At 72.3% G+C, this 22980-nt stretch carries 20 protein-coding genes; 8 read left to right on the top strand and 12 right to left on the bottom strand.

Translation table 11 applies throughout. From position 1 onward, the window contains the following. Positions 1–66 precede the first annotated feature (66 nt). Positions 67–1473 carry an NAD(P)/FAD-dependent oxidoreductase gene (locus ABZ906_RS02835; protein ID WP_361378025.1) on the bottom strand — a complete coding sequence of 469 codons (1407 nt, stop codon included), beginning with the start codon at positions 1471–1473 and terminating at the stop codon, positions 67–69. 98 nt (positions 1474–1571) lie between these two features. Here ABZ906_RS02835 and ABZ906_RS02830 point away from each other — a divergent pair, with 98 nt between their 5' ends. Then, the gene (locus tag ABZ906_RS02830) at positions 1572–2189 is read left to right on the top strand and encodes a hypothetical protein (protein ID WP_361376547.1); all 618 of its coding nucleotides are present in this window, start codon (positions 1572–1574) and stop codon (positions 2187–2189) included. Here the strand turns inward: ABZ906_RS02830 and ABZ906_RS02825 are convergent. Both ABZ906_RS02825 and ABZ906_RS02820 read right to left on the bottom strand, forming a co-directional pair. Then, the gene (locus ABZ906_RS02825; protein WP_361376544.1) at positions 2125–2955 is read right to left on the bottom strand and encodes an inositol monophosphatase family protein; all 831 of its coding nucleotides are present in this window, start codon (positions 2953–2955) and stop codon (positions 2125–2127) included. The two genes, ABZ906_RS02830 and ABZ906_RS02825, sit on opposite strands and share 65 nt — an antisense overlap. A 93-nt stretch (positions 2956–3048) precedes the next feature. Next, complete coding sequence (locus ABZ906_RS02820; protein ID WP_361376541.1) at positions 3049–4773, bottom strand: alpha/beta-hydrolase family protein; 1725 nt, start codon at positions 4771–4773, stop codon at positions 3049–3051. A gap of 282 nt (positions 4774–5055) precedes the next feature. Between ABZ906_RS02820 and ABZ906_RS02815 the strand changes: the two genes are divergently transcribed. The 3 genes from ABZ906_RS02815 to ABZ906_RS02805 all read left to right on the top strand — a co-directional run bounded on the left by ABZ906_RS02815 (position 5056) and on the right by ABZ906_RS02805 (position 7703). Continuing rightward, the gene (locus ABZ906_RS02815; RefSeq protein ID WP_361376538.1) at positions 5056–5796 is read left to right on the top strand and encodes a CPBP family intramembrane glutamic endopeptidase; all 741 of its coding nucleotides are present in this window, start codon (positions 5056–5058) and stop codon (positions 5794–5796) included. 153 nt (positions 5797–5949) lie between these two features. Continuing rightward, positions 5950–7044 (top strand): chemotaxis protein, encoded by a 1095-nt coding sequence (locus ABZ906_RS02810; protein WP_361376535.1) that lies wholly within the window; start codon positions 5950–5952, stop codon positions 7042–7044. Positions 7045–7061: 17 nt separating this feature from the next. After that, entirely contained in the window at positions 7062–7703 is a 642-nt protein-coding gene (locus tag ABZ906_RS02805) for a hypothetical protein (protein ID WP_361376532.1), read from the top strand. 39 nt (positions 7704–7742) lie between these two features. Here ABZ906_RS02805 and ABZ906_RS02800 read toward each other — a convergent pair whose 3' ends face one another. Beyond that, the gene (locus ABZ906_RS02800; protein WP_361376529.1) at positions 7743–9005 is read right to left on the bottom strand and encodes an arginine deiminase; all 1263 of its coding nucleotides are present in this window, start codon (positions 9003–9005) and stop codon (positions 7743–7745) included. Between the two features lie 50 nt (positions 9006–9055). Further along, positions 9056–10519: a basic amino acid/polyamine antiporter gene (locus tag ABZ906_RS02795; RefSeq protein WP_361376526.1), complete on the bottom strand. Its 1464-nt coding sequence runs from the start codon at positions 10517–10519 to the stop codon at positions 9056–9058. Positions 10520–10622: 103 nt separating this feature from the next. On the opposite strand from ABZ906_RS02795, the gene ABZ906_RS02790 reads away from it, so the two are divergent. Continuing rightward, on the top strand, positions 10623–11678 hold the full coding sequence (locus ABZ906_RS02790) for a lipoate--protein ligase family protein (RefSeq protein ID WP_361376523.1): 1056 nt from the start codon (positions 10623–10625) through the stop codon (positions 11676–11678). Here ABZ906_RS02790 and ABZ906_RS02785 read toward each other — a convergent pair. From ABZ906_RS02785 to ABZ906_RS02775, 3 genes are read right to left on the bottom strand one after another with little or no spacing between them, the layout of a single operon-like run. Next, positions 11644–12387: a DUF4232 domain-containing protein gene (locus tag ABZ906_RS02785; protein ID WP_361376520.1), complete on the bottom strand. Its 744-nt coding sequence runs from the start codon at positions 12385–12387 to the stop codon at positions 11644–11646. The two genes, ABZ906_RS02790 and ABZ906_RS02785, sit on opposite strands and share 35 nt — an antisense overlap. Before the next feature lie 41 nt (positions 12388–12428). Continuing rightward, positions 12429–13097, bottom strand: a complete 669-nt coding sequence (locus ABZ906_RS02780; RefSeq protein ID WP_361376517.1) for a response regulator transcription factor — start codon at positions 13095–13097, stop codon at positions 12429–12431. Further along, the gene (locus tag ABZ906_RS02775) at positions 13094–14269 is read right to left on the bottom strand and encodes a histidine kinase (protein WP_361376514.1); all 1176 of its coding nucleotides are present in this window, start codon (positions 14267–14269) and stop codon (positions 13094–13096) included. The genes ABZ906_RS02780 and ABZ906_RS02775 overlap by 4 nt, the downstream gene beginning before the upstream one ends. A 291-nt stretch (positions 14270–14560) precedes the next feature. On the opposite strand from ABZ906_RS02775, the gene ABZ906_RS02770 reads away from it, so the two are divergent. Both ABZ906_RS02770 and ABZ906_RS02765 read left to right on the top strand, forming a co-directional pair. Next, the gene (locus ABZ906_RS02770; RefSeq protein ID WP_361376511.1) at positions 14561–15598 is read left to right on the top strand and encodes a carboxymuconolactone decarboxylase family protein; all 1038 of its coding nucleotides are present in this window, start codon (positions 14561–14563) and stop codon (positions 15596–15598) included. After that, positions 15595–16482 carry a class I SAM-dependent methyltransferase gene (locus ABZ906_RS02765; protein WP_361376508.1) on the top strand — a complete coding sequence of 296 codons (888 nt, stop codon included), beginning with the start codon at positions 15595–15597 and terminating at the stop codon, positions 16480–16482. The genes ABZ906_RS02770 and ABZ906_RS02765 overlap by 4 nt, the downstream gene beginning before the upstream one ends. Before the next feature lie 15 nt (positions 16483–16497). Here ABZ906_RS02765 and tatA read toward each other — a convergent pair whose 3' ends face one another. Beyond that, on the bottom strand, positions 16498–16671 hold the full coding sequence (gene tatA, locus ABZ906_RS02760; protein WP_361193268.1) for a Sec-independent protein translocase subunit TatA: 174 nt from the start codon (positions 16669–16671) through the stop codon (positions 16498–16500). A 154-nt stretch (positions 16672–16825) separates the two neighbouring features. On the opposite strand from tatA, the gene ABZ906_RS02755 reads away from it, so the two are divergent. Further along, positions 16826–18307 (top strand): LCP family protein, encoded by a 1482-nt coding sequence (locus tag ABZ906_RS02755; RefSeq protein ID WP_361376505.1) that lies wholly within the window; start codon positions 16826–16828, stop codon positions 18305–18307. A gap of 30 nt (positions 18308–18337) precedes the next feature. Here the strand turns inward: ABZ906_RS02755 and mgtA are convergent, their stop codons facing one another. From mgtA to ABZ906_RS02740, 3 genes are all read right to left on the bottom strand, one after another. After that, on the bottom strand, positions 18338–20893 hold the full coding sequence (gene mgtA, locus ABZ906_RS02750) for a magnesium-translocating P-type ATPase (protein ID WP_361376502.1): 2556 nt from the start codon (positions 20891–20893) through the stop codon (positions 18338–18340). Continuing rightward, positions 20883–21248, bottom strand: coding sequence for a metalloregulator ArsR/SmtB family transcription factor (locus ABZ906_RS02745; RefSeq protein ID WP_361376499.1), 366 nt, complete (start codon positions 21246–21248; stop codon positions 20883–20885). Before ABZ906_RS02745 ends, mgtA begins: the two co-directional genes overlap by 11 nt. A 61-nt stretch (positions 21249–21309) precedes the next feature. Beyond that, the gene (locus ABZ906_RS02740) at positions 21310–22923 is read right to left on the bottom strand and encodes an NCS1 family nucleobase:cation symporter-1 (RefSeq protein ID WP_361376496.1); all 1614 of its coding nucleotides are present in this window, start codon (positions 22921–22923) and stop codon (positions 21310–21312) included. Between the last annotated feature and the right edge of the window lie 57 nt (positions 22924–22980).

The raw sequence follows: 22980 nt of genomic DNA, 5'->3' as shown, positions 1-22980 counted from the left end.
GGCACTGGCTGGCGAGAATCCGACATGGACCTTGGGCGGGCGGAGGGCCGGGCCCCGGGGCCGGGGTCAGTGCCGGAGGGCGCGCCAGACTGCCTTGGCCGCGTTGTGGCCGGACATGCCGTGGACGCCGGGGCCGGGGGGTGTCGCGGAGGAGCAGAGGAACACCGCCGGGTGCGCGGTGCCGTACGGGAAGAGGGAGAGCTTGGGCCGCAGCAGCAGCTGGAGCCCGCTGGCCGCGCCGCAGGCGATGTCGCCGCCGACGTAGTTGGCGTTACGGGCGACCAGCTCGGCGGGCCCCGCGGCGGCGCGCGCGAGGACACGGTCACGGAAGCCGGGGGCGAACCGCTCCAGCTGGCGCTCGATCGCTTCGGTGAGATCGCCGTCCCAGCCGTTGGGCACGTGCCCGTACGCCCAGAAGACCTGCTTGCCCGCGGGCGCGCGGGACGGGTCGACGACACCGGGCTGCACCGTGATCAGGAACGGCGCGTCGGGCGCGCGGTTCTCCCGCGACACGGCGCGCAACGCGGCACCGATCTCGGCGCTGCTCGCCCCGATCTGCACGGTCCCCGCCTCCCGCGCCTCCTTGGCCGTCCACGGCACCGGCCCGTCCAGGGCGTAATCGATCTTGAAGACGCTCGCGCCGTACCGATAGTTCTCGTAGCTCCGCCCCAGGCCCGCGATCCGGGCGAGCGCGGTGGGCGAGGTGTCGAAGACGTACGCGCGCGCCGGTGGCAGGTCGTCGAGCCGCTTGACCTCGTAGTCCGTGTGGACCGCGCCGCCGAGGTCCTTCAGATACGCGGTGAGCGCGTCCGAGATCGACTGCGAACCGCCCCGCGCGACCGGCCAGCCGCGGGCGTGCGCCGCCAGCGCGAAGACCAGGCCGACGGCACCGGTGGCGATCCCGCCCAGCGGGGCCATGACATGCGCGACGAGCCCGGAGAACAGGGCGCGCGCCCGGTCGTCGCGGAAGCGCCGCATCAGCCAGGTGGACGGCGGCAGGCCCGCGAGGCCGAAGCGCGCGAGGGTCACGGGATCGCGCGGCAGGGCGGTCGACGGCAGCGCCATGAAGTCCCGCAGGAGGGCGTCCCACTTGTCGACGAAGGGCTCGACGAGCCGGCGGTACGCCCCCGCGTCGCGCGGCCCGAACGAGGCGGCCGTCTCGCCGACGGAACGGGAGAGCACGGCGGCGCTTCCGTCGAGGAAGGGGTGCGCCATGGGCAGCTGCGGCTGGAGCCACTCGAGGCCGTACCGGTCGAGGGGCATGGTGCGGAACACGGGCGAGTTGATGCCCAGCGGGTGCGCGGCGGAACAGGGGTCGTGCCGGAAGCCGGGAAGCGTCAGCTCCTCGGTCCTCGCCCCGCCGCCGACGGTGTCCCTGGCCTCGAACACGGCCACCGAGAAGCCACGGCGGGCCAACTCGACGGCAGCGGTCAGACCGTTCGGTCCCGCCCCCACGACGACGGCATCAAGCATCGACGGCACCTTCGGACTCCTTTGTCAGCCGATGGCCTCTGCCGCCCAGGATAGGCCGGGCCACCGACAGTGCCGTGGGCGCGGGTAGCCTCTGACGGGTGACGTCCTGGTTTCGCCGCACTGACGCGGGCCGCGGCGACCGCGACGACTGGTTCGAGACGGGGGACGACGCGATCGTCGTACGCCAGGCGTCGTTCCGCGGCCCGGAGGGATCCGGGCGTCCGGCTGCCGTGGCGGCGTCACGCTCCGAACTGGCCTGGACGCGCGAGAAGTTCGAGGTTTTCGGGGCGCGGTTGTACGAGGCGAAGTACGGCAGGCTCGTGAACGGCCTCGTCAGCGGCGGGGAGCCGGTGTCCGAGGAGGAGTTCGAGGCCGCGTGGCAGCGTGCCCGGCACAGCCGGAACACCACGGCTCCGGAACCGGGCGGCCCGCTCGCGCGGGGCACCCGCCTGACCGGCACGGTCAGCGTCCTGCCGTGGGGCCCGGGGAGGGTCGGGCTCTTCGTCGACCTGGGGCTGCCGGTCGTAGGCTTCGTGGACCTGGTGCACCTCCCGCCCGCCCCCGGGGACTGGCCGGGCGTCGGCACCGTCGCCGAGTTCGAGGTCACCACCGTGCGCTTCCACCTCGAACCGCCGCGCGGCGCCCCGCAGATCAGGCTGCGGCCGACAGCAACTCCACCATCCGGCGGGCCGTGGCGGCATCCCGCGCGGCCGTGAACGGCAGGGCGTTGCCGCCCTCGATCCGGAAGGGCTCACCGGAGACGGTCAGATTGTCGCCCCCGGCCTCCGCGACGAGCAGCAGTCCCGCCGCGTGGTCCCAGGCGAGCTCCCAGGAGAACGCGACCGCGTCCAACTCCCCCCTGGCGACGGCCAGATACTCCAGGCCCGCCGAACCGCAGGGCCGCGGCACGACGCCCTCCACGCTCAGGCCCAGCAGCGCGCGCTTCTGCTCGGGCGTCGTGTAGTCCGGGTGGGACGTGGCCACTTCCAGGAGCTCGCCCGGCGAACCGGCCACCAGCCGCTCGCCGTCCAGCCAGGCGCCCTTGCCGCGCACCGCCACGGCCATCTCGTCGAGCGCCGGGGCATACGTCCAGGAGGCGTGCACCTGTCCGCGCCAGGTCAGCGCGATCAGCATGCAGAATCCGGGGTCGCCGTGCACGAACTGGCGCGTGCCGTCGACCGGGTCGACGATCCACACCGGCGCGTCGGCGCGTATCGACTCGTACAGCGAGGGGTCCGCGTGCACCGCTTCCTCGCCCACGACGACCGAGCCCGGCAGCAGGGTGGTGAGTGCTTCCGTCAGGTGTTCCTCGGCGAGCCGGTCGGCCACCGTCACGAGGTCGTGCGGACCGCTCTTCTGGACGACGTCTTCTTCGGCGAGCTGCCGGAATCGCGGCATGACCTCCGCCGCGGCGGCCTTGCGGAGTGCTTCTTCGACGTCGGGGACGCCACGTACAAGAAAGTCTTCGATCACTTCGATCATGCCTCCATGAGAGCACGCCGGGCTGACAATCCGTGCGGCTCGGCGGTACGGGCCATGGAATCGAGATGAATCCCCCGTTAACCCGCCCGCCTCTCAGTACGGCGACTTCCGCTCCTCCATGTGCCGGCGCAGCTTCTCCGTGTCCTGCGGCGTCCAGCCCTCGCGGGGCACGATCGCCGCCCAGCCGTCCACGGGCGCCGTCCCGTACCGGTGGCCGTGCGGGGCTTGCACGCCGTACGACACCGCCATGTCGACCGAGGTCTGCCAGAAGGTGACGACGGGGAACCACCGGATCGCCGGGGTGACGTCCGGGCCGAGGGGGTTCCTGAGCCACTGGGGGCGGTGCAGGAGCAGGTCGGAGGACCACCAGACGACCGGGTCGGAGGCGTTTTGCAGATAGACGACGCGGGGGTGGTTCCAGGCCGCGTCCGGAGACGGCCGCTTCAGGTCCCGCTCGGGGAACTGCGCGAACCGCACGTTGCGGCCTTCCTCGTACAGCGGTCGCCAGACCGGGCTTCCGTCGTCCCGGTGCTCGCGGATCTCCCGGGACATCGGAGCGAAGTTGGGAGTGCCGACGATGAGCGCTCCGTCGGTCCTGGCCAGCAGATCGTCCACGCCGTCGAACGACGACTCGACGGCGAACCCGCCCAGGCTCTCCCCGGTGACGACGAGTCTGGGCCGGTCGTCCGCGGGCAGGGCGGACCACTTCGCGAGGACCGCGTCCACGAGATGGCGCGTGGCCTGCGCGGCGCGCTCCTTGTCGACGAGGAAGGAGACCCAGCTGGGGAGGTAGGAGTACTGGACGGCGACGATGGCCGTGTTGCCGTCGTGCATGTACTCCAGGGGTTCGCTGATGTCGGCGTTGACCCAGCCCGTCCCCGTGGTCCCGGCGATCGCGAGGACGTCCCGGTCGAAGGCGCCGGTCCGCTCCAGCTCGCGGACGGCGAGCCGGGCCTTGGCCTCGAAGGGGTTGCGGCTGCTGAACGCTTCCGGTGCCGAGGCGCTGACGTACACGCGGACAGGGTCCTTCGCGGGCCGCCCCGTGTGCCGCGTGATCTGCTGTCCGGTCGGCGTCGAGCCCGCGAAGTTGCGGCCCTGGAACCCGAGATCCTGCCAGCGCAGGAGCGAACCCGGCCCGCCGGAGACCAGCGGGGACGTCGGCCGGTGGATGCCCTCCTTGGTGCCGCCGTTCGTCTCGTAGGCGATGCGGTCGGCGAGGTCGATGACGCCGCGCTGGAAGACGACGTCGCGCAGTCCGACCGTGACGATCAGCGCGCTGAGGGCGAGGCCGAGGCCGACGGCGACCGGGAGCGGCACGAAGCGGTGCAGGGCGCGGATCAGCGTGCGCGACCCCAGCCGGATGCCTCGGGCGGCGAGCAGGAACAGGGCCCAGAGCAGGACGGCGATCAGGATGATGGCCGCCGCGTGCCAGGCCGTCGCGGGCGGCAGCCCCTGGAGCTCGCGCAGGCGGCGCTGCGAGTGGTCGCTCTCGGAGATCAGCCAGCCGGTGAGGACGAGACCGAGGATCCAGTACGCCTGCCAGAGGCGCGCCCGCGTCTTCTCGCCGGGCCGCCATCGCAGCAGCGCGCGGCACACCGTGGCGACGACCGAGCCGATTCCGTAGCCGATGGCGGCGGTGATCCCTCCGACGACGCCCTGCAGCAGCCAGGGGCGGGGCACGAGCGAGGGCGTGAGGGAGAGCCAGAAGAAGCAGATGCCGAAACAGGCGGCGGTGAGGTCCGGCCAGCGCCTGACGAGATACCCGGAGTCGGACCGCTCCCAGTAGGGCTTACGAACAACAGCACCAACCCGCCGCACCACTCCATCCCAACGAGCTCTCCCCCCACCTGCCCGACGGGGCTCACCCTCGTCCGCCAGGCGGGGTTCCTCCCCGACCGCTCGTCGGGGCTCCTCCCCGTCCGGTTGACGGGGCGCGCTCTTCGACAACCGTTTCAGCTCCGAGATCCGGCGCGGCCGTCCGGTGACGGGGTCTCCGGGCGTGGGCGCGGTTGCACCGTTCTCTCATGCTCACCCCGCCCCCGATGCCCCGCAATCCGCTTTCCGGTCGCCGCCCGCGGCGGGCGGCGACACGATGGACTCGTGCGCGCCCGACGCCTCCCCTCCCGGTCGTCCCGGCTCCCGCGGCATCCGGTCACGACGGCCACCGCCGTCGCCGCCACCGTCACGGTCCTGGTGCTCGTCAACCTCGCGAACAACCGGTGGGCACAGGACTGGAGCGTGCCGCTCTCCCTCCTCGCGACGGCGGTGCTGCTCGCGATCGTCTACTGCTCCGGCGGCCGGTGGGCCGACGTGGGCCTCGCGCGCGGCACCCTCGTACGCGGTCTGCGGTGGGCGCTGGTGCTGATCGGCGTCGTCGCCGCCGGGTACGCGCTCGCGGCCGCGCTGCCGGTCTCCCGCGGTCTGTTCGAGGACCGGCGGCAGAGCGGCCTGAGCGGGGGCGAGGTCGCCCTGCGGGTCCTGGTGACGGTGCCGTTCGGCACGGTCCTGCTGGAGGAAGTGGCCTTCCGGGGGGTCCTGTTCGGCTTGCTCCTGCGCTCCCGCGGGCCGCTCGCCGCGACCCTGGTCTCGTCGGGGCTCTTCGGCCTCTGGCACATCCTGCCGTCGCTCGGCCTCGCCGATGCCAGTCCCGTGCTCGGCGGCGCCTTCGGACACTCGGTCATCGGGGTGATCGTCGTCGACGCCGGAGCCGTCCTCTTCACCGCCCTGGCGGGCTGCCTCCTGTGCGAACTGCGCCGCCGCAGCGGGAGCCTGCTCGCACCCATGGGGCTGCACTGGGCCACGAACGCCCTCGGGTACGTCTTCGGCTTCCTGCTGAGGTGAGCCGCCGGGGACCAGCGACCGATACGGCCCACCGATATGACCCGTTGCGGGTGAAGTGCCCCGGCCGTGGAACCGTCATAGGGTGGATTTCATGGCGTAACGCCCTCTTTGGGGGACCTTCGTACGCCACCCCGCCCCGAAAGGGTCACTTCTATGCACCCGTCCCTCAATCCGGCCGCGCTGGCCGAGCTGCGCCGGCCGCGTCCCTACCCCGCCGTCACGGTCCTGCTGCCGACCCACCGCAGAGAGCCGGACAACGCCCAGGATCCCGTGCGGCTGCGCAATCTCGTCCACGAGGCCAAGGAGCGTCTGGAGTCCGACCCGGCCGTGGCCAGGGAGCAGCGGCGCGAGGTGGCCGCGCAGCTTGACCGGGCGGTGGCGGAGATCGACCTCGTGCACGCCGAGGACGGGCTGGCCGTCTTCGCGGCCCCCGGAGAGCACCAGGTGTGGTCGCTGGCCAGGACGGTGCCCTCCCGCGTGGTCCTCTCGGACACCTTCCTCACGCGCAACGTCGTCGCGGCGCAGGCCGCCGAGCGGCCGTACTGGGTGCTCGCCGTCTCGGCCGACCGCGTATCGCTGTGGAGCGGCACGGCCGGCCGGGTCACCGAGCACGAGGCGGACGGATTCCCGCTGACCCGGAGCCTCGAGGACCCGGACGCCGAGCGCAAGGAGCGGATCGGCGACGTGCCGAGCACCTTCCGTGACGAGCAGACGCGCAGGTTCCTGCGCGAGGCGGACGCCGCCGCGGCCGGTGTGCTCCGCTCCCATCCGCGCCCCCTGTTCGTGGCCGGGGAGGCGGCGGCGCTCTCCCTGCTCGACGACGTCGGCGCGGTCGGCAAGGAGGCCACGCCGGTACCGCACGGCGGGCTCGCGCACGGCCCCGCGGACGCGGTGTGGCAGGCGGTACGCCCCTTCCTCGCGGCCCGCGACAAGTCGGAACTCGACGCCGTGCTGCACGAGTTGGACGCGGCGCAGGGCCGGCGCCAGTACGCCGCCGGTCTCGACGAGGTCTGGCAGAACGTGACGACGGACCGCGTCCGCTTCCTCGCCGTGGAGGACAGCTACCAGGCGACCGTGCGCGACGACGGCGGCCATCTGGTGCCTGCCGGGTCCGACGATCTGGACGCGGTGGACGACGTGGTCGACGACATCGTCGAGCGCGCCCTGGACACCGGCGCACAGGTCCGTTTCGTACCCGAGGACACACTCGCCGACCGGGGCCGGATCGCCTGCGCCCTGCGGTACTAGGGAAAGGACCGCACCGAATGAACCCCATGCCGCCCAGTGGGAAGCGGCGCTCCGCGCGCCGCGGTCCCGTGGTGTCCGCCGCGCTCACCCTGGCCGCCTCGGTGACGGCCGCCGCCGCCCTCGTGGCGTGCGGCGGCGACAGCGACGCCCCTTCGTCCGAGGGCAGCCGGACGGCGGCGCCCGACGCGTCGTCGTTCTCGGAGAAGACCGCGTCCCCGATGGAGTCGAAGGCTTCCGAGGCGGCCGAGTCCGCCCGTGCATCGGCGTCCGAGGCCGAGGCCTCCGCCTCGGAGCGCGCGGACGAGTTCGAGGCGTCGGTGTCCGCGGACACGGAGCGGGCCAATCAGGCCGCCGAGAAGGCGCTGAAGGACGTCGACGGGCGGGGCAACGCGATGGCCGACGTCTCCATGACGGGCAAGCCGCGCTCGGAGACCGGCGGTGTGCTGGCCTCCGTGGTGACCTTCACCAACAGGACCGACGAGAAGGCCGACTTCGCCGTGCAGGTCGACTTCAGGGACTCCTCGGGCAAGACCGTGGAGACCCGCTACATCGGCACGGAGGATCTCGAACCGGGCAAGCGGGCCCAGCGGTACGCGATCAGTCACGAACCTCCGGAGCCGAAGCTCTCCGCGAAGCTGGTCAAGGCCCAGCGGTACTGAGCCCGCTCGGCCGCGGGGGACGCCTCAGAAGTCCACGCCTCAGAAGTCCACGGCGTCGCGCAGGAGCGGGCACGTCATGCAGTGCCCGCCACCGCGACCGCGGCCGAGTTCGGCGCCGACGATGGTGATGACCTCGACCCCCGCCTTGCGCAGCAGGGTGTTGGTCTGGGTGTTGCGGTCGTAGGTGAAGACGACGCCCGGCTCCAGGGCGACGGCGTTGTTGCCGCTGTCCCACTGCTGCCGTTCGGAGGCGTAGACGTCGCCGCCCGTCTCGATGACGCGCAGGTCGGGCAGGCCCAGGGACGCGGCGACGACGTCGACGAACGCACGCGAACCCTCGTCCGTGATCGCGACGCCCGACGCCTTGTCGCCGGGCCGCAGGGTGAAGGAGTGCACGGCGTCCATGATCTTCGGGTAGAGCGTGACGATGTCGCGGTCGGCGAAGGTGAAGACGGTGTCGAGGTGCATGGCGGCCCGGAGCTTGGGCATGCCGGCGACGATGACCTGCTCGGCCGCGCCGTTCTCGAACAGCGCGGACGCCACCTGGGTGACGGCCTGGCGCGAGGTGCGCTCGCTCATGCCCATCAGGACGACGCCGTTGCCGACGGGCATGATGTCGCCGCCCTCGAACGTGGCCTGGCCCCAGTCGAGTTCGGGGTCGCCCCACCACACCCTGGCGCCCTTGAAGTCGGGGTGGAACTCGTAGACGGCCTTCATCAGGAGCGTCTCGTCGTGCCGGGCGGGCCAGTACAGCGGGTTGAGCGTGACGCCCCCGTACAGCCAGCACGTCGTGTCGCGGGTGTAGAGCGTGTTCGGCAGCGGCGGCATCAGGTATTCGCGTACGCCGGTGGATTCGCGTACGAGTGCGACGTAGCCGGAGCGGAACTCGTCCGGCAGATCCGCGGTGGCCAGGCCCCCGATGAGGTACTCGGCGAGCTGCTTGGGATCCAGTGTCTCCAGGAAGGCGCGGGTGTTGTCGATGAGCCCGAGGCCGACCTCGTTCGCGGTGATCTTCCGGTCGAGGAGCCAGTCCTTCGCGCCGGGGATCGCCATGGTCTGGGCGAGCAGTTCGTGCAGCTCGACGACCTCGACGCCACGCTGCTGGAGCTTGATGACGAAGTCGGCGTGGTCGCGCTGGGCGTTCTCCACCCACATGACGTCGTCGAAGAGCAGGTCGTCGGCGTTGGTGGGGGTCAGCCGGCGGTGGGCCAGGCCCGGCGCGCAGACGAGGACCTTGCGCAGCCTGCCGACCTCGGAGTGGACACCGAACGTCGGTGCGGCGGGGGTGTCGGGGCTTGTCACGGTGCGCCTTTCGTCGGTCGGTACCCCTGGGGGCCGGGCGTCGGGGACGGTCAGAGGTGGATCCAGCCCGCCGCGAGGGCGATCACGCCCACGACGGCGCCCGCGATGGAGACGGCGCAGATGACGGCCTCGCGCGGGGAGAACAGGCGCCGGTTCTGTTCCCGGCGGGCCTTGACGAACAGGAGGGTGGCGGGGGCGTAGAGGATGAAGGAGACCAGGACGAACTTGAGCCCGGCGGCGTACAGCAGGAACGCCGTGTACAGCGTGGCGATCACCGCGATCACCAGTTCCCCGCGGGTGCTCCGCCCGGCGGTCTCCGCGCTCCCCTGGCCCGCCCCGAGGGCGATCTTGACGGCGAAACCGGCCGCGAGCAGGAACGGGATGAGGCTCAGGGCGCTGGTCAGGTCGAGCGCGAAGTTGAAGGCGTCGTCGGAGAACATCGTGACGATCAGGACGATCTGGCTCAGCGCGGTGGTCATGAGGAGCGCGGGGACCGGTACGTCCTCGGAGGTGGCCTTGCGCAGGAAGCGGGGCATGTCGTCGTCCTTCGCAGCGACGAAGAGCACTTCCGCGGCCATCAGCGTCCAGGCGAGGTAGGCGCCGAGCACGGAGACGATGAGGCCGACGCTGACGAAGACCTTGCCCCAGGTGCCGACGGCCTCCTCCAGGACGCCCGCCATGGACGGCTGGCGCAGCTCGGCGATCTCGGCCATCGGCATGATGCCGTACGACACGATGGTGACGGAGGCGAAGACCGCGAAGACGCTGAGGAAGCCCAGGATCGTGGCCCGGCCGACGTCCTCGCGGCGCTTGGCGTGCCGGGAGTAGACGCTCGCGCCCTCGACGCCGAGGAAGACGAAGACGGTGGCCAGCATGGTGCCGCGCACCTGGTTGAACAGCGATCCCGCGTAGTCCGCGCCGCCGAAGTTGTCCGCGAACACGGACGGCTTGAAGAAGAAGAGCGCCAGGATCACGAAGACGAGGATGGGCACGATCTTGGCGACGGTCACGATCCTGTTGATCGCCGCGGCTTCCTTGACCCCGCGGCGAATCAGCAGGAAGAACGCCCACAGGCCGAACGAGGAGAGGACGACGGCGATGAGGGTGTCTCCGTCGCCGAGGCTCGGCCAGATGGCGCCGATCGTCGACATGATGAGCACCCAGTAGGTGACGTTGCCGACGCAGGCGCTCGCCCAGTACCCGAAGGCGGAGAAGAAGCCGAGGTACTCGCCGAACCCTGCCTTCGCGTAGGCGTAGACACCCGCGTCGAGATCGGGTCTGCGCACGGCGAGGGTCTGGAAGACGAACGCGAGCATCAGCATGCCCGCACCGGCGACGGCCCAGGCGATCAGCGCGCCGGCGACGCCGGTCTCCTGGGCGAAGCGGCGTGGCAGCGAGAACACGCCCGCGCCGACCATCGAGCCGACGACCATCATCGTCAGCGTCGTGAGCGTCAGTTTCACGGCCGGTGACGCGCCCGTGGAAGCCTGGTCGGTCGTCTCAGCGTGGCTCATGCAGTCCCCTGTGCGGGAATTCATCCCTGGTGGGCAGAGTTGTCCTGATATGAAATCGCAGGCTGCCGTTGTCCGCGATTCGGCCGCGTCCGGAGGAAGCACAGTGCACGGTGAGTACAAGGTCCCCGGCGGCAAGCTCGTCGTCGTGGATCTGGAGGTCGAGGACGGTGTGCTGCGGCACGTGCGGGTGGCGGGGGATTTCTTCCTGGAACCCGACGAGGCCTTCGAGGTCCTGAGCCGCGCCCTGGAGGGCGCCCCCGCGGAGACCGACGCGGCGGGGCTCGCCGCCCGCATCGACGCGGCGCTCCCGGAGGGCACCGTGTTCTACGGGCTCACGTCGGAGGGTGTGGGGGTCGCGGTGCGCCGTGCCCTCGCGCACGCCACCGACTGGACCGACTACGACTGGCAGCTGATCCACGAGGCTCCCCAGTCACCCGCCCTGCTCATGGCCCTGGACGAGGTGCTCACCGAAGAGGTCGCCGCCGGGCGCCGCCCGCCGACGCTGCGCGTGTGGGAGTGGGAGTCCCCCGCGGTCGTCATCGGCAGCTTCCAGTCGCTGCGCAACGAAGTGGACCAGGAGGGCACCGAGCGGCACGGCGTGCGGGTGGTGCGCCGGATCAGCGGCGGCGGCGCCATGTTCTGCGAGCCGGGCAACGCCATCACGTACTCGCTGTCGGTGCCCGACTCCCTCGTGCAGGGTCTGTCCTTCGCCGACAGTTACGCCTATCTGGACGACTGGGTGCTCGAAGCCCTCGGCGACATGGGCATCAAGGCGTGGTACCAACCGCTCAACGACATCGCCACCGACGCGGGGAAGGTCGCGGGCGCCGCCCAGAAGCGGGTCGCGGGCGGGCAGGGCGCCGTGCTGCACCACGTGACGATGTCGTACGACATCGACGCGGACAAGATGGTCGAGGTGCTGCGCATCGGCCGCGAGAAGCTCTCCGACAAGGGCACGCGGAGCGCGAAGAAGCGGGTGGACCCGCTGCGGCGCCAGACGGGGCTGCCCCGCGAGGCCGTGATCGAGCGGATGCTCGACTCCTTCCGCACGCGGTACGGCCTGGCGGCGGGCAAGGTCACGGACGAGGAGATGGCCAGGGCGCGGGAGCTCGCCCGTACGAAGTTCAGCTCGCCGGAGTGGACGGCACGGGTGCCGTAGGCCCGGACGGGGCCGCGTCGTCCGCCGGCTGCCGCTGCCAGGCGGTGGTGCCGATGCGGCCCGTGTTGCCGAGGTCGATGCGGCCCTGCGGGGTCACGGTCGCGGAGCGGGCGCCCGGCACCGGGGTGACCTTGAGGTAGGTGCCGCTGACGGCGGTCGTGGTCGTGTCGGTGACGGTGTTGCGCCAGGCGAGCACGGTGTAGGCCGCCTCGCCCTTCCGGAGCGTGACGGTGTGGTCGGCGCCGGGGTCGTCGTCCCTGGTCATGACGGGCTCGGTGCCTTCGAGGATCTGTACGTCGAGGGGTTCGCGGTGCTCGTCGAGGACCCGCAGCTTCGGGTAGCCCTTCAGGCGGTAGGTGTCCTTGCCGCAGTTGGTCAGGGTCACGCTCATCGCGCGCAGGCCCATGGCGGCGTCGACGATGCCCGGCTCGATGCGGACGCCGCTCGCGGGGCAGGAGGGCGAGGGCGCGTCCGTCCCCTGCGGCGGCGCCGTGGCCGCGGGATCCTCCGTCGGCGGGACGGGATCGGCCGGGGCGGACGCGCCGTCCCCCGCGCCGGACCGGTCGTCCCGCGCGGCCGCGGTACGCCCGGGATCGCCCTCGCGCTCCAGCTCGTCCGAGAGTCCGCACCCGGTGGCGAGCAGCGCCACGGCGGAGAGAACGGCGGCATGCCTGAACCGGGCCACGGATCTGAACGGTATGACGGTCACGCGGAGATCATGTCATGGCCACACTCTCCCCTCATCTGGTGTTACGGAGTGGTGTTGCGGGCCGCGACAAGGCCCGACTCGTAGGCGAAGACGACCAGTTGTGCCCGGTCGCGCGCACCGAGCTTCGTCATCGCCCGGCTGACGTGCGTCTTCGCCGTGAACGGGCTGATCACCATGTGTGCGGCGATCTCCTCGTTCGTCAGTCCGCGCGCGGCAAGGGCGGTGACCTCGCACTCCCGGCGGGTGAGGCTTTCGAGCCCCGGCGCGGTGGCCCGGTCCGGGGGCCGCGAGACGAACTCGCCGATGAGTCTGCTGGTCACCGACGGCGAGAGCAGGGAGTCCCCGCGCGCGACGATCTCGATGCCCTGCAACAGGTCTGCGGGCTCCGTGTCCTTGAGCAGGAACCCGCTGGCACCGGCGCGCAGGGCGTCGAACACGTACTCGTCGAGGCCGTAGTTGGTGAGGATGACGACGCGCACGCCGGTGAGGCGGGGGTCGGCGACGATCCGGCGCGTCGCCTCGATCCCGGTCATCACCGGCATCTGTACGTCTATGAGCGCCACGTCCGGCACGCACTCCCGCACGAGAGCGACCCCGCGCTCCCCGTCGGCGGCCTCCCCCACCACCTCGATCCCGTCCTCGGCTTCGAGCAGCGCACGGAACCCGGCGCGCATCAACGCCTGATCGTCCACGAGCACGACCCGGATCACGCGCCCTCCCGGATTTGCCCTGCCTCGGCCGCCACCCTGCTCTCGGACGGGTGCTCCTCGGCCGCCGACCCGCCCTTCACCAGGGGCAGTTCGGCCCGTACGAGGAATCCTCCCTCGGCCCGCGGTCCCGCCCGCAGCGTTCCGTCCAGGGAAGCCACGCGCTCCCGCATTCCCGTGAGGCCCGTCCCCTCCGCCGGCGGGCGTCCCGCTTCGGCGGCGCCGTCGTCCTCCACCCGCACCCCGAGGAACCGCTCGCCGTAGTCGAGTTCGACCGTCACCCTGGCGGCGGCGCCCGCATGGCGTGCCGCGTTGGTGAGGCCCTCCTGGACGATGCGGTACGCGGCCTGCTCAAGGTCACCGGCCAGCGGCCGCTCCCGGCCCCGGATCGTCATCTCCACCGCAAGTCCCGCCGCCCGCGCGCGCTCGACGAGCAGCGCGGGGCTTCCCGTCGGCTCGTCCGTGCGCAACACCGTGAGCGTGGAGCGCAGTTCACGCATCGCCTCGCCGCTGGCCTCCTGGATGGCGAGCAGCGCGGGGGGTATCTCCTCGCCCCGCTTGCGGGCGAGGTGGACGGCGACGCCCGCCTGGAGCTTGACGATCGAGATGCTGTGCGTCAGCGAGTCGTGCAGTTCGCGCGCGATCCGCAGCCGCTCCTCGCCCGCCCTGCGCAGCGCCGCCTCCTCACGCGTCCGCTCGGCCTCCAGCGCGCGCTGCTCGGTCTGGCGCAGATACGCCTGCCAGTTCTTGTCGGCGAGACCCGTGACGAGGGCGCACAGGAACCAGCCGGCCAGCAGCAACGTGCGCTGCACGACGTCGTCCGAGGCCTCTCCCGCCATCGCGAAGCCCGCGAGGAACACCCCGGCGGCCGCGGCGGCGAGGCCCCGGTGTCCTGCGCGTGCGGCCGTGTGCGCCGCCGCCACCACCGGGATCGCCGCGACGCTGCTCGCGCCCCCGTTCACCACCTCGCCGAGCAGGCACGCCGTGCTGACCGCGAGCACGGCGCGGGGCGCCTTCCGGTGCGCGGAGAGAGCCAGCGAACCGACGCCTATCAGGGCGTAGTCCACGAACCCCGCGCCGCCGTCCCCGAGGCCCGCGGCGAACGCGACGATCACGCCCACCACGCCGGCGAGCACGGCGTCACCCACCCACGCCTGCCGCACCTGGCTCCGCACCTGATTCCGCACCCGACCGCGCACGTTCACCTGCCCCGCCGCTCTCCCCGCCCTGTCCCCCGCCATCCGCGCCCCCGCGCCCCTCGCGTCCCCCGCGTCCCCGGACCGGCGCATCCCCCGCCGTGTTCTGAACCATAGAGGCCGCCACCGACAACCGCGTCACCCCTGCAGACCGCTTCCGCACTACTCCCGGCGTAGTAGTCGCGGCCCCGCCCGGCCCCGGCGGCGTACCCCCGACTGCCTTCCGCCGGACGACGACCCGGGGCATCCGGCACCCGGAACATCGTGGCCATGGCAACCTTCCGATACACCGATCCCGTACTCCCGAAATCCGCGACCGGCAGGACCGCCGAGGCCTATGCGCAGATGGCCGACGACTTCGGCATCGCGGAGCCCGCGCCGCTCGTCGCCCTCACCCCGGCTCCCGAACTGTTCACCGCCGCCTGGGCGTTGCTCCGCGAGTCCCTGATCGCGGGCGGCGACGACGCGTTCGGCAGCGGCGGCACCACCCGCACCGAACGCGAACTCGTCGCCCTGGGCGTCTCTCTCGCCAACCGCTGCCCGTTCTGCGTGAACGCGCACACGATGATGCTGCACGCCACCGGCGACCACCGCGTCGCCGAGCGGGTGCTGCGCGGCGAGCAGCCCGATGACCCGGACCAGGCTCGGCTGCTCGCCTGGAGCCGGGCCACCCGCACCCCGCGGGCGCCGGAGCTCGCCCGGCCGCCGTTCCCCCGCGCGCACGCCCCGGCCCACATCGGCACCGCGCTCTCCTTCCACTTCATCAACCGCGTCGCCTCTTCGCTGATCACCGAGTCCGTGCTGCCGTGCAACGCGCAGCGCTTCCGTGCGGTGCGCTCGCTCGGCGGCCGCTCCCTGCACAAGGCGGTGCGGCGCACCTCCACTCCCGGCGACGCGCTGTCCCTGATCGACGATCCGCAGCCCGGCCCGTCCTGGGCCGCGGGCACCCCCGTCGGTCCCGCGTATGCCGCGCTGCGTGCCGCGGCGACGAAGGGGGCGGGCCTGCTCGACGAGGCCGACCGGACCCTGGTCGAGGCGACGGTGGCGGCCTGGGACGGCGAGCATCCGCCCCTGGCCTGGAACGCCCTGCCCGACCGCGCGGAGCGCCCGGGGGCGCGGCTCGCGCTGCTCGCCGCGCTCGCTCCGTACCGCATCACCGACGAGGACGTGGCGGCCTGGAAGAAGCCGCCGTTCAGCGACCACTGCCTGGTGCACCTGATCGCGTTCGGCGCGTTCACGGCGGTCGACCGCATCGAGAGCACCCTCGCGGCGCACCACCACACCCACCACGCAAAGGAGGCGTCATGACCGCGATCACCCCGGCCTCCCCCAACTCCCGCCAGGCGGCGGCCTGGAACGGCTCCGTCGGCATCCACTGGGCCACGCACCACGACCGCTACGACACGATGCTCTCCGGCGTGAACGACGCCCTCTTCGAAGCCGCGGCCATCGGCGCGGGCGACCGCGTCCTGGACATCGGCTGCGGCTCCGGCGTCACCACGCGCGTCGCGGCCCGCCGCGCCGCCCACGGCCACGCGGTGGGCGTCGACATCTCGGCGCCGCTGATCGACCGCGCCCGCGCGAGCACGGCGTCCGACGGCATCACGAACGCCGCGTACGAACGCGCCGACGCCCAGGTCCACGCCTTCCCCGCGGCCGGGTACGACGTCGCGATCAGCCGTGGCGGGGTGATGTTCTTCGCCGACCACACCGCGGCGTTCACGAACATCGGCCGGGCGCTGCGTCCCGGCGGGCGGCTGGTGTTCGTCTGTCCGCAGCCCGTGGACCAGGACACCGAGGAGTCGCGGACGCTCGGCCTCTTCGCGAGGCTCCTGGCGCAGGAGGAGGACGGCCGGGAGGCGAGTCCGCAGTCCGTGCCGCCGGACGACGCGGACGACGCCGCCGACGCGGCGGCGGCCCGTACCGCGATGGCCTCGCTCTCGGACCCGGCCCGCATCCACGAGGTGCTCACCGCCTACGAGGACGTGCGGGTGAGTCCCGTACCCGTCGAGGCGGTGTGGGGCGAAACCCCGGCCGACGCCGTCGACTTCATCCTGTCGCGCACCCCGGGCCGGACGGTCGGCGGGAGGAAGCGGGCTTCCCTGGAGGAGGTGTTCCGGCCGCACGCGACCGAGCGGGGCGTACGGATGCGGGCGGGGGTGTGGCTGGTCACGGCGGTGCGCCCGGCCTGACCGTCCTGCGGGTGCTCAGCCCTTCCCCCGTTCCCCGTCCTCCTGCATCGCCCTGGTCTCGCTCTTGAGGATCCGCAGGGATTTGCCCACCGCGCGGGCGGTGTCCGGCAGCTTCTTCGAGCCGAACAGCACGACGACCACGATCGCCACGATGAGCAGATGCCAGGGTTCCAGTCCGTTACGAATCATGGTCGTCCGCCCTTCTCCACAGATGTTCCAGCCGTGACTCAGCTGTCAGTAGCCTCAGAAAAGATTGCTACATTGCGCAACTGTACAACCATGGAGGGGGCCGGACAGTCTCCGCTCCATGAGGCGGAACGACTCGGACGGATAGGGCGCACCCATGACAACCAGCCATCGTGCAGCCGCACGCGGCCGTCGGCGCAAGCGCGGCCGTGTGCGGCTCACCCTCGGCATAGTCCTGTCGCTGCTTGTCCTGGTGACGGCGGGCGCGGGGTGGGTGTACTTCCGGCTGAGCGGCAACATCGACACCTTCGCGGCGGACGGCGTCTCCGGCGACCGGCCCGACGCGGACACGTCGAAGGGCGAGAACGTCCTGGTCATCGGCTCGGACGCCCGGACGAACGGGAACAGCGGCCTGGGCGGCGGCGACAAGAGCGACATCGGCCGCTCCGACACCGCCTTCCTGCTGCACGTGTACGCCGACCACCGGCATGCCGTCGCCGTCTCCATCCCGCGCGACACCCTCGTGGAGCTGCCGCCCTGCAAGCTGCCGGACGGCAGCTGGACCAAGACCCGGCCGAACACGATGTTCAACGCCGCGTACTCCGTGGGCGAGACCGCCGAGGGCAACCCCGCCTGCACCCAGAACACCGTCGAGCGCCTCACGGGACTGCGCGTGGACCACACCGTCGTCGTCGACTTCAAGGGGTTCGCGGCGCTGACGGAGGTGGTGGGCGGGGTGAAGGTGTGCCTGCCGCAGAACATCTACCAACGCGACCTCAACCCCAACCGCGCCACCAAGGGAAAGCGCCTCTTCGCCAAGGGCGAGCAGGAGGTGTCGGGCCGGCAGGCCCTGGATTACGTACGCATCCGGCACGGCATCGGCGACGGCTCCGACATAGGCCGCATCAAGCGCCAGCAGGCCTTCGTGGCAAGCCTGTTGAAGAAGGTCAAGAGCGACGGCCTCACCCCCACCAAGCTCCTTCCGCTCGCGGACGCCGCGACGGACTCCATGACCGTCGACCCCGGACTCGGCTCCGCCGACAAGCTGATCTCGTTCGCGATGTCGCTGAAGAACATCGATCTGAGCAACACCAAGTTCGTCACCATCCCCTGGCGGTACGAAGGTTCGCGTGTCGCCGTCGTCCAGCCGGACGCCGACGCCCTGTGGGCCTCGCTCAAGGACGACCGCACCCTGGACGGCGCGGACGCGGGCGGCAAGAATGGCAAGGGGGAACCCACCCCCGGGAAGTCCGCGTCGCCGGTCTCCGGGGACGGCGCTGCGGTGGCCGTCCGGAACGGCACCACCGTCACCGGCCTCGCCGCCCGCGCGGCCGCGACCCTCACCGAGCACGATTTCAAGGTCACCGGCACCGCTACGGCCGCCACCCAGGACCACGCCACCACGGTCGTCGCCTACGGCCCCGGCGAGAAGAGCCGTGCGAAGTCGGTCGCCCGCCTGTTCCCCGGCGCGGAACTGGAGTCGGCGACGGCGCCCGGCGTCACGGTCACTCTCGGCCAGTCGTACGCCGACGCCCCCTCGGCCACGCCCTCCGCCGAGCCCGAGTCCGTCCCCTCCGAGGTCGCCGACGGCGCCCGCTCCGCCGACGACAACCCCTGCTCCGACCTCTCGTACGGCTGACCAAGGCTGACCGGGACTTGCCGGGGCCGGCTAGGCCTGACCGGCCCACCGCCCCCGCAGCACCCCGAGGGCCGCCGCGTACGACCCGAGCACCACCGCGAGCAGCAGGTAGTACAGACCCGGCAGAGCCGTCATGCCCAGGAGCGGGCCCAGCGGCGAGAGCGGAAGGAGCAGTCCGACGGCGGCGAGCGCGGCCACCGACAGGCCGACCGGCCCCGGCGTCCTGCCCTCGGCCCGGCGGCGTCCGGTCCGCAGGAGCAGCATGACCAGGGCCTGGGTCAGCAGGTTCTCGGTGAACCACCCGGAGTGGAACACCGCCTGGTCGTCCACACCGTCCGGTCCGTGCAGGGCGAGCGCGAGGACGAGGAAGGTGGCGAGGTCGGCGAGGGCGTTGAGCGCCCCGAAGCCGGTGATGAAGCGCAGGAAGGCGCGGGGCCGCAGCACGGTGGGGCGGCGGAGCACCGCGCGGTGCGGCCGCTCGTAGGCGAAGGCGAGCTGGGCCGCGTCGAAGCAGAGGTTCTGCACGAGGACCTGCGCCGGGAGCATCGGCAGGAACGGAAGCAGAAGGCCCGCGGCGAGCATCGCGATGACGTTGCCGAGGTTCGAGGAGAGCGTGACGCGCAGATACGTGGCGATGTTGCCGCTGCTGTGACGTCCCGCGAGGACGGCGTGGCCGATCGCGGTGAGGTCCTTGTCGGCGAGCACCACGTCGGCGCTCTCGCGTACGACGTCGACGGCGGCCTGCGGGGCGATGCCGACGTCGGCGGCGCGCAGCGCGGGCAGGTCGTTGACGCCGTCGCCGAGGAACCCGGTGGTGTGGCCGCCCGCCCGCAGCGCCGCGGTGACGCGGGCCTTGTGCTCGGGGGTGCAGCGGGCGAAGACGGCGGTGTGCCGGGCGGTCGTCGCGAGCTCCGCGTCGGTGAGGGCGTCGATGCGGTCGGCGGTGAGGACTCCGCCCGCGCCGATCCCCAGCTCCCGGCAGGCCCGCACCGCCGTCCCCGGATGGTCACCGGTGAGGATCTTGACCGAGATGCCGCTGTCCGTGATGTCCCGCAGGGCGGTGGCCGCGGTCGGGGCGAGAGCGTCCCGCAGGGTGAGGAAGCCGCGGAAGGTCAGGCCGCGTTCGTCGGCCGGGGTGTAGGCGCGGGTGCGGGCGGGCCGCTCGGCGGTGGCCACCGCGAGGAGGCGCAGGCCGTCGTCCGCCTCGCGGGCGGCGCGGGACAGGAGCCGCTCGCGTTCGGCGTCGTCGAGCACGCACCGTTCCAGTACGGCCTCGACCGCGCCTTTGACCACGAGGGTGTGGGTGCCGAGGCCGCCGGGAGTACGGACGACGGCGGTGGCGAGGCGGCGTACGGGATCGAAGGGGAGCGCCGCGACACCGTCGTATCGCATCGCCTCGTCCTCGCCCACCGCGTCGAGGACGGCGTCGTCCAGCGGGTCGGCCGCGGGCAGCTCGGCGAGCTGGAGGGTCCACCAGGAGTTGACGGCGGCCCAGTGCAGGGCTTCGGGCGCGGCCCCGCCGTCGGCGCCGAGGGCGCGGTCGAGGACGGGGCGGTCCTCGGTGAGGGTGCCGGTCTTGTCCAGGCACAGGACGTCGACGGCGCCGAGGTCGTGCAGCGCGGGCAGCCGCTTGACGATCACCCCGTGCGTACGGGCCAGGAGCGAGGCACCGCGCGCCAGGCAGGTGGTGACGATGACCGGCAGCATCTCCGGGGTGAGGCCGACCGCCACGGCGACCGCGAACGGCAGCGTCTCCAGGCCGCGCCCGCGCAGGGCGGCGTTGGCCATCAGGACGAGCGGCGGGGTGAGCAGCATGAAGCGGATGAGGATCCAGGAGATGCCGTGCACGGAGCGGTCGAAGGCGCTCGGCCCGCGCCGCGCCGGGGGGCCCTGTCCGGCGGCGAACCGAGTCCGCGCCCCGGTGGCGACGACCACCGCGGTGGCGCTGCCCGAGGCGACGCTGCTGCCCTGGAAGCAGAGATGAGGCTGTTCGAAGACGCCCGCGCGGCGCCGCGGGCCCGGCAGGTCGGCGGCGGCCTTGGGCACCGGCGCCGACTCCCCCGTCAGCGCGGCCTGGCGCACGCTCAGGCCGCTCGCCCGCAGCAGCCGGACGTCGGCGGGGACGAGGTCACCGGCGCCGAGCCGCACCACGTCCCCCGGCACGAGATCCGCGACGGGGATCTCCCGCTCCTCGGGGCTCTGGTCCCGCTCCGCCCGGCGCAGCACGGTCGCGGTGGTGGCCACCAGGGCGCGCAGGGCGGCCATGGACCGGTCGGCGCGGTACTCGCCGGACGTCCGCAGCACTCCGCTGACCACGACCAGGCACAGGATCACGCAGGCGGTGCCCCAGGAGGCGACGCCGGCCGACACCAGGCCGAGGCAGAGCAGGACCGCGGTGAACGGATCGCGCAGGCTGCGGCCGAAGAGCCGCGGCCACGACACCGGGCGCCGGTCGGGGAGGGTGTTCTCGCCGGAGGCGGCGATGCGCCGCTCGGCCTCGGCGTCCGTCAGGCCGCGCGGTCCGCTGTCCACCTGCCGCAGCACCTCGAGCGAGGTGAGCACACCGGCCGCGGCCTCAGGCACCAAGGCCGCGGAGCCCGCGTCCGGGGGACTGAGCCGCTCGTTCGGTGCGGTCGGTCAGCTGCCCGACCATGAGCCGCACCACGGTCACCACGTCCGCGTCGTCCACGAAGTAGACCTGTCGCCTGCCCTCGCGCCGGGAGCGTACGAGACCGGCCAGTTTCAGTTTGGTCAGATGCTGGCTGACCGCGGGCAGCGCGCCGCCGACCCGCTCGGCGAGACCGGTCACGTCGCTCTCGCCCTGCGCGAGTGCCCACACGATGTGCAGGCGCGCGGAGGACGCGAGCAGGCCGAAGGCCGCGGCCGCCTCGGCGAGGACGTCGGCCGACGGGTCGTCGTAGTCGGTGGTGCCTGCTCCCACGGTCGTCCTCCCTCCGCGCCCGGACTCACGCGTACGGACCTCTCGTACGCGAGGGTCCAGTCTAGGACGCCCGCCGGTGTCCTCCGGAGCTCTCGCGTCCGCCCGCCTTCATCAGCGCGACGTAGACGACAAGGGCGGACGCGAGCCCGATCGCCCACCCGTAGTCGGCGAGCGGTTTCAGCAGGGGGATGAGGCCGTCCTCGGGGAAGGGCCCCTTCCCCGGCGCCGAGTGCGAGCCGCCCACGGCGAGCACGCCCCCGACCGCGAAGGCGGCGACGGCCCGCAGGTTCCAGCCGCCCGTGTACCAGTAGCGCCCCTCGGGCCGGTACAGGTCGGCGAGGTCCAGGGCCGTCCTGCGCACCACCCAGTAGTCGGCGATCAGGATTCCGGCGACCGTGCCGAGCAGCCCGCCCACCACGCCGAGCCACACGAAGATGTAGAGCTCGGGCGTCTCGATCAGCTTCCAGGGGAAGATGACCACGCCCACGACACCGGTGATCAGCGCGCCGGTACGGAAGTTGATGAATTTCGGGGCGAGGTTCGCGAGGTCGTACGCGGGTGAGACCACGTTGGCCGCGATGTTCACGGAGACCGTGGCGACCAGGACCGTCACCAGGGCGTAGAGGAGCCCGAAGACGTTGTCGGCCTTGGCGGCGAGGTCGACGGGCTCCCAGATCGGCTCGCCGTAGACCGCCTGCGACCCGGAGGTGACCAGGACCGACAGGAGCGCGAACGCGGTCATGGTTGTCGGCAGGCCGAGCGTCTGCCCCCACACCTGTGCCCGCTGTCCCTTCCCGAACCGGGTGAAGTCGGGGATGTTCAGGGAGAGCGTGGACCAGAAGCCGATCATGCCCATCAGGGCGGGGAAGAACACCGGCCAGAAGTCGGCGCCCCAGCCGAGGGTGGACGGCTGGTCGAGCAGCGGGCCGAGGCCGCCCGCCTTGTCGGAGATCCATACGAGCAGCACGACGGCGCCGACGAGGACGAAGGGCGCCGCCCAGTTCTCGAAGCGCCGCAGGGCCTCCATCCCCCGGTAGATGATGGCCAGTTGAAGGGCCCAGAAGAGCACGAAGCAGAGCCACAGCGGCCACGGATAGCCGCCGATCTGCGACTCGTCGCTCCACGCGCCGTCGAAGACCTTGTCGAGCAGTACGTAGATGCCCTGGCCGCCGATCCAGGTCTGGATGCCGAACCAGCCGCAGGCCACGGCGGCCCTGATCAGCGCGGGCAGGTTCGCGCCGCGCAGGCCGAAGGAGGCGCGGGCCAGGACGGGGAACGGGATGCCGTACTTGGGTCCCGCGTGTCCGGTCAGGAGCATCGGCAGGAGCACGATCACATTGGCCGCGGCGATGGTGAAGACGGCCTGCCGCCAGTCCATGCCGAGTGCGACCAGGCCCGAAGCGAGCGTCCAGGAAGGGATGTTGTGGGCCATGCCGACCCACAGGGCGGCGAAGTTGTAGGTGCTCCAGTGGCGTTCGGACAGGGGGATGGGCTTCAGGTCGTCGTTGGCGAAGCGGCTGTGTTCCGGGTAGGCGCCGGGGCGCAGTTCGACGCGGCCGTCGTCGGCGACGGTCTGCGATGTCGCGCCGGGGTCCGCGCCCGGTTCCGTGCCGGGTCTCGCGCCGGGTTCCGCGCCGGGATCAGCGCCGGGTTCAGTGCCGCGTCCGAAATCCATGCCCAGGCTCCTTTACACGGGTCCACGCGCGTCAACTCAGCTCAGGTACTGGTGGTT

Origin of the sequence: Streptomyces sp. NPDC046925 (assembly GCF_040644915.1) — a bacterium.
In the GTDB taxonomy this organism is placed as follows: domain Bacteria; phylum Actinomycetota; class Actinomycetes; order Streptomycetales; family Streptomycetaceae; genus Streptomyces.
Note: the sequence above shows the minus strand (reverse complement) of the source record. Positions and strands in the feature narration are given on the sequence as shown.

Coding starts and splice junctions, on each gene's coding strand:
- ABZ906_RS02835 (WP_361378025.1), bottom strand. CDS start 1,473: ATGCTTGATGCCGTCGTCGTGGGGGCGGGACCGAACGGTCTGACCGCT.
- ABZ906_RS02825 (WP_361376544.1), bottom strand. CDS start 2,955: ATGATCGAAGTGATCGAAGACTTTCTTGTACGTGGCGTCCCCGACGTC.
- ABZ906_RS02810 (WP_361376535.1), top strand. CDS start 5,950: ATGCACCCGTCCCTCAATCCGGCCGCGCTGGCCGAGCTGCGCCGGCCG.
- ABZ906_RS02805 (WP_361376532.1), top strand. CDS start 7,062: ATGAACCCCATGCCGCCCAGTGGGAAGCGGCGCTCCGCGCGCCGCGGT.
- ABZ906_RS02795 (WP_361376526.1), bottom strand. CDS start 10,519: ATGAGCCACGCTGAGACGACCGACCAGGCTTCCACGGGCGCGTCACCG.
- ABZ906_RS02770 (WP_361376511.1), top strand. CDS start 14,561: ATGGCAACCTTCCGATACACCGATCCCGTACTCCCGAAATCCGCGACC.
- ABZ906_RS02765 (WP_361376508.1), top strand. CDS start 15,595: ATGACCGCGATCACCCCGGCCTCCCCCAACTCCCGCCAGGCGGCGGCC.
- tatA (WP_361193268.1), bottom strand. CDS start 16,671: ATGATTCGTAACGGACTGGAACCCTGGCATCTGCTCATCGTGGCGATC.
- ABZ906_RS02755 (WP_361376505.1), top strand. CDS start 16,826: ATGACAACCAGCCATCGTGCAGCCGCACGCGGCCGTCGGCGCAAGCGC.
- ABZ906_RS02740 (WP_361376496.1), bottom strand. CDS start 22,923: ATGGATTTCGGACGCGGCACTGAACCCGGCGCTGATCCCGGCGCGGAA.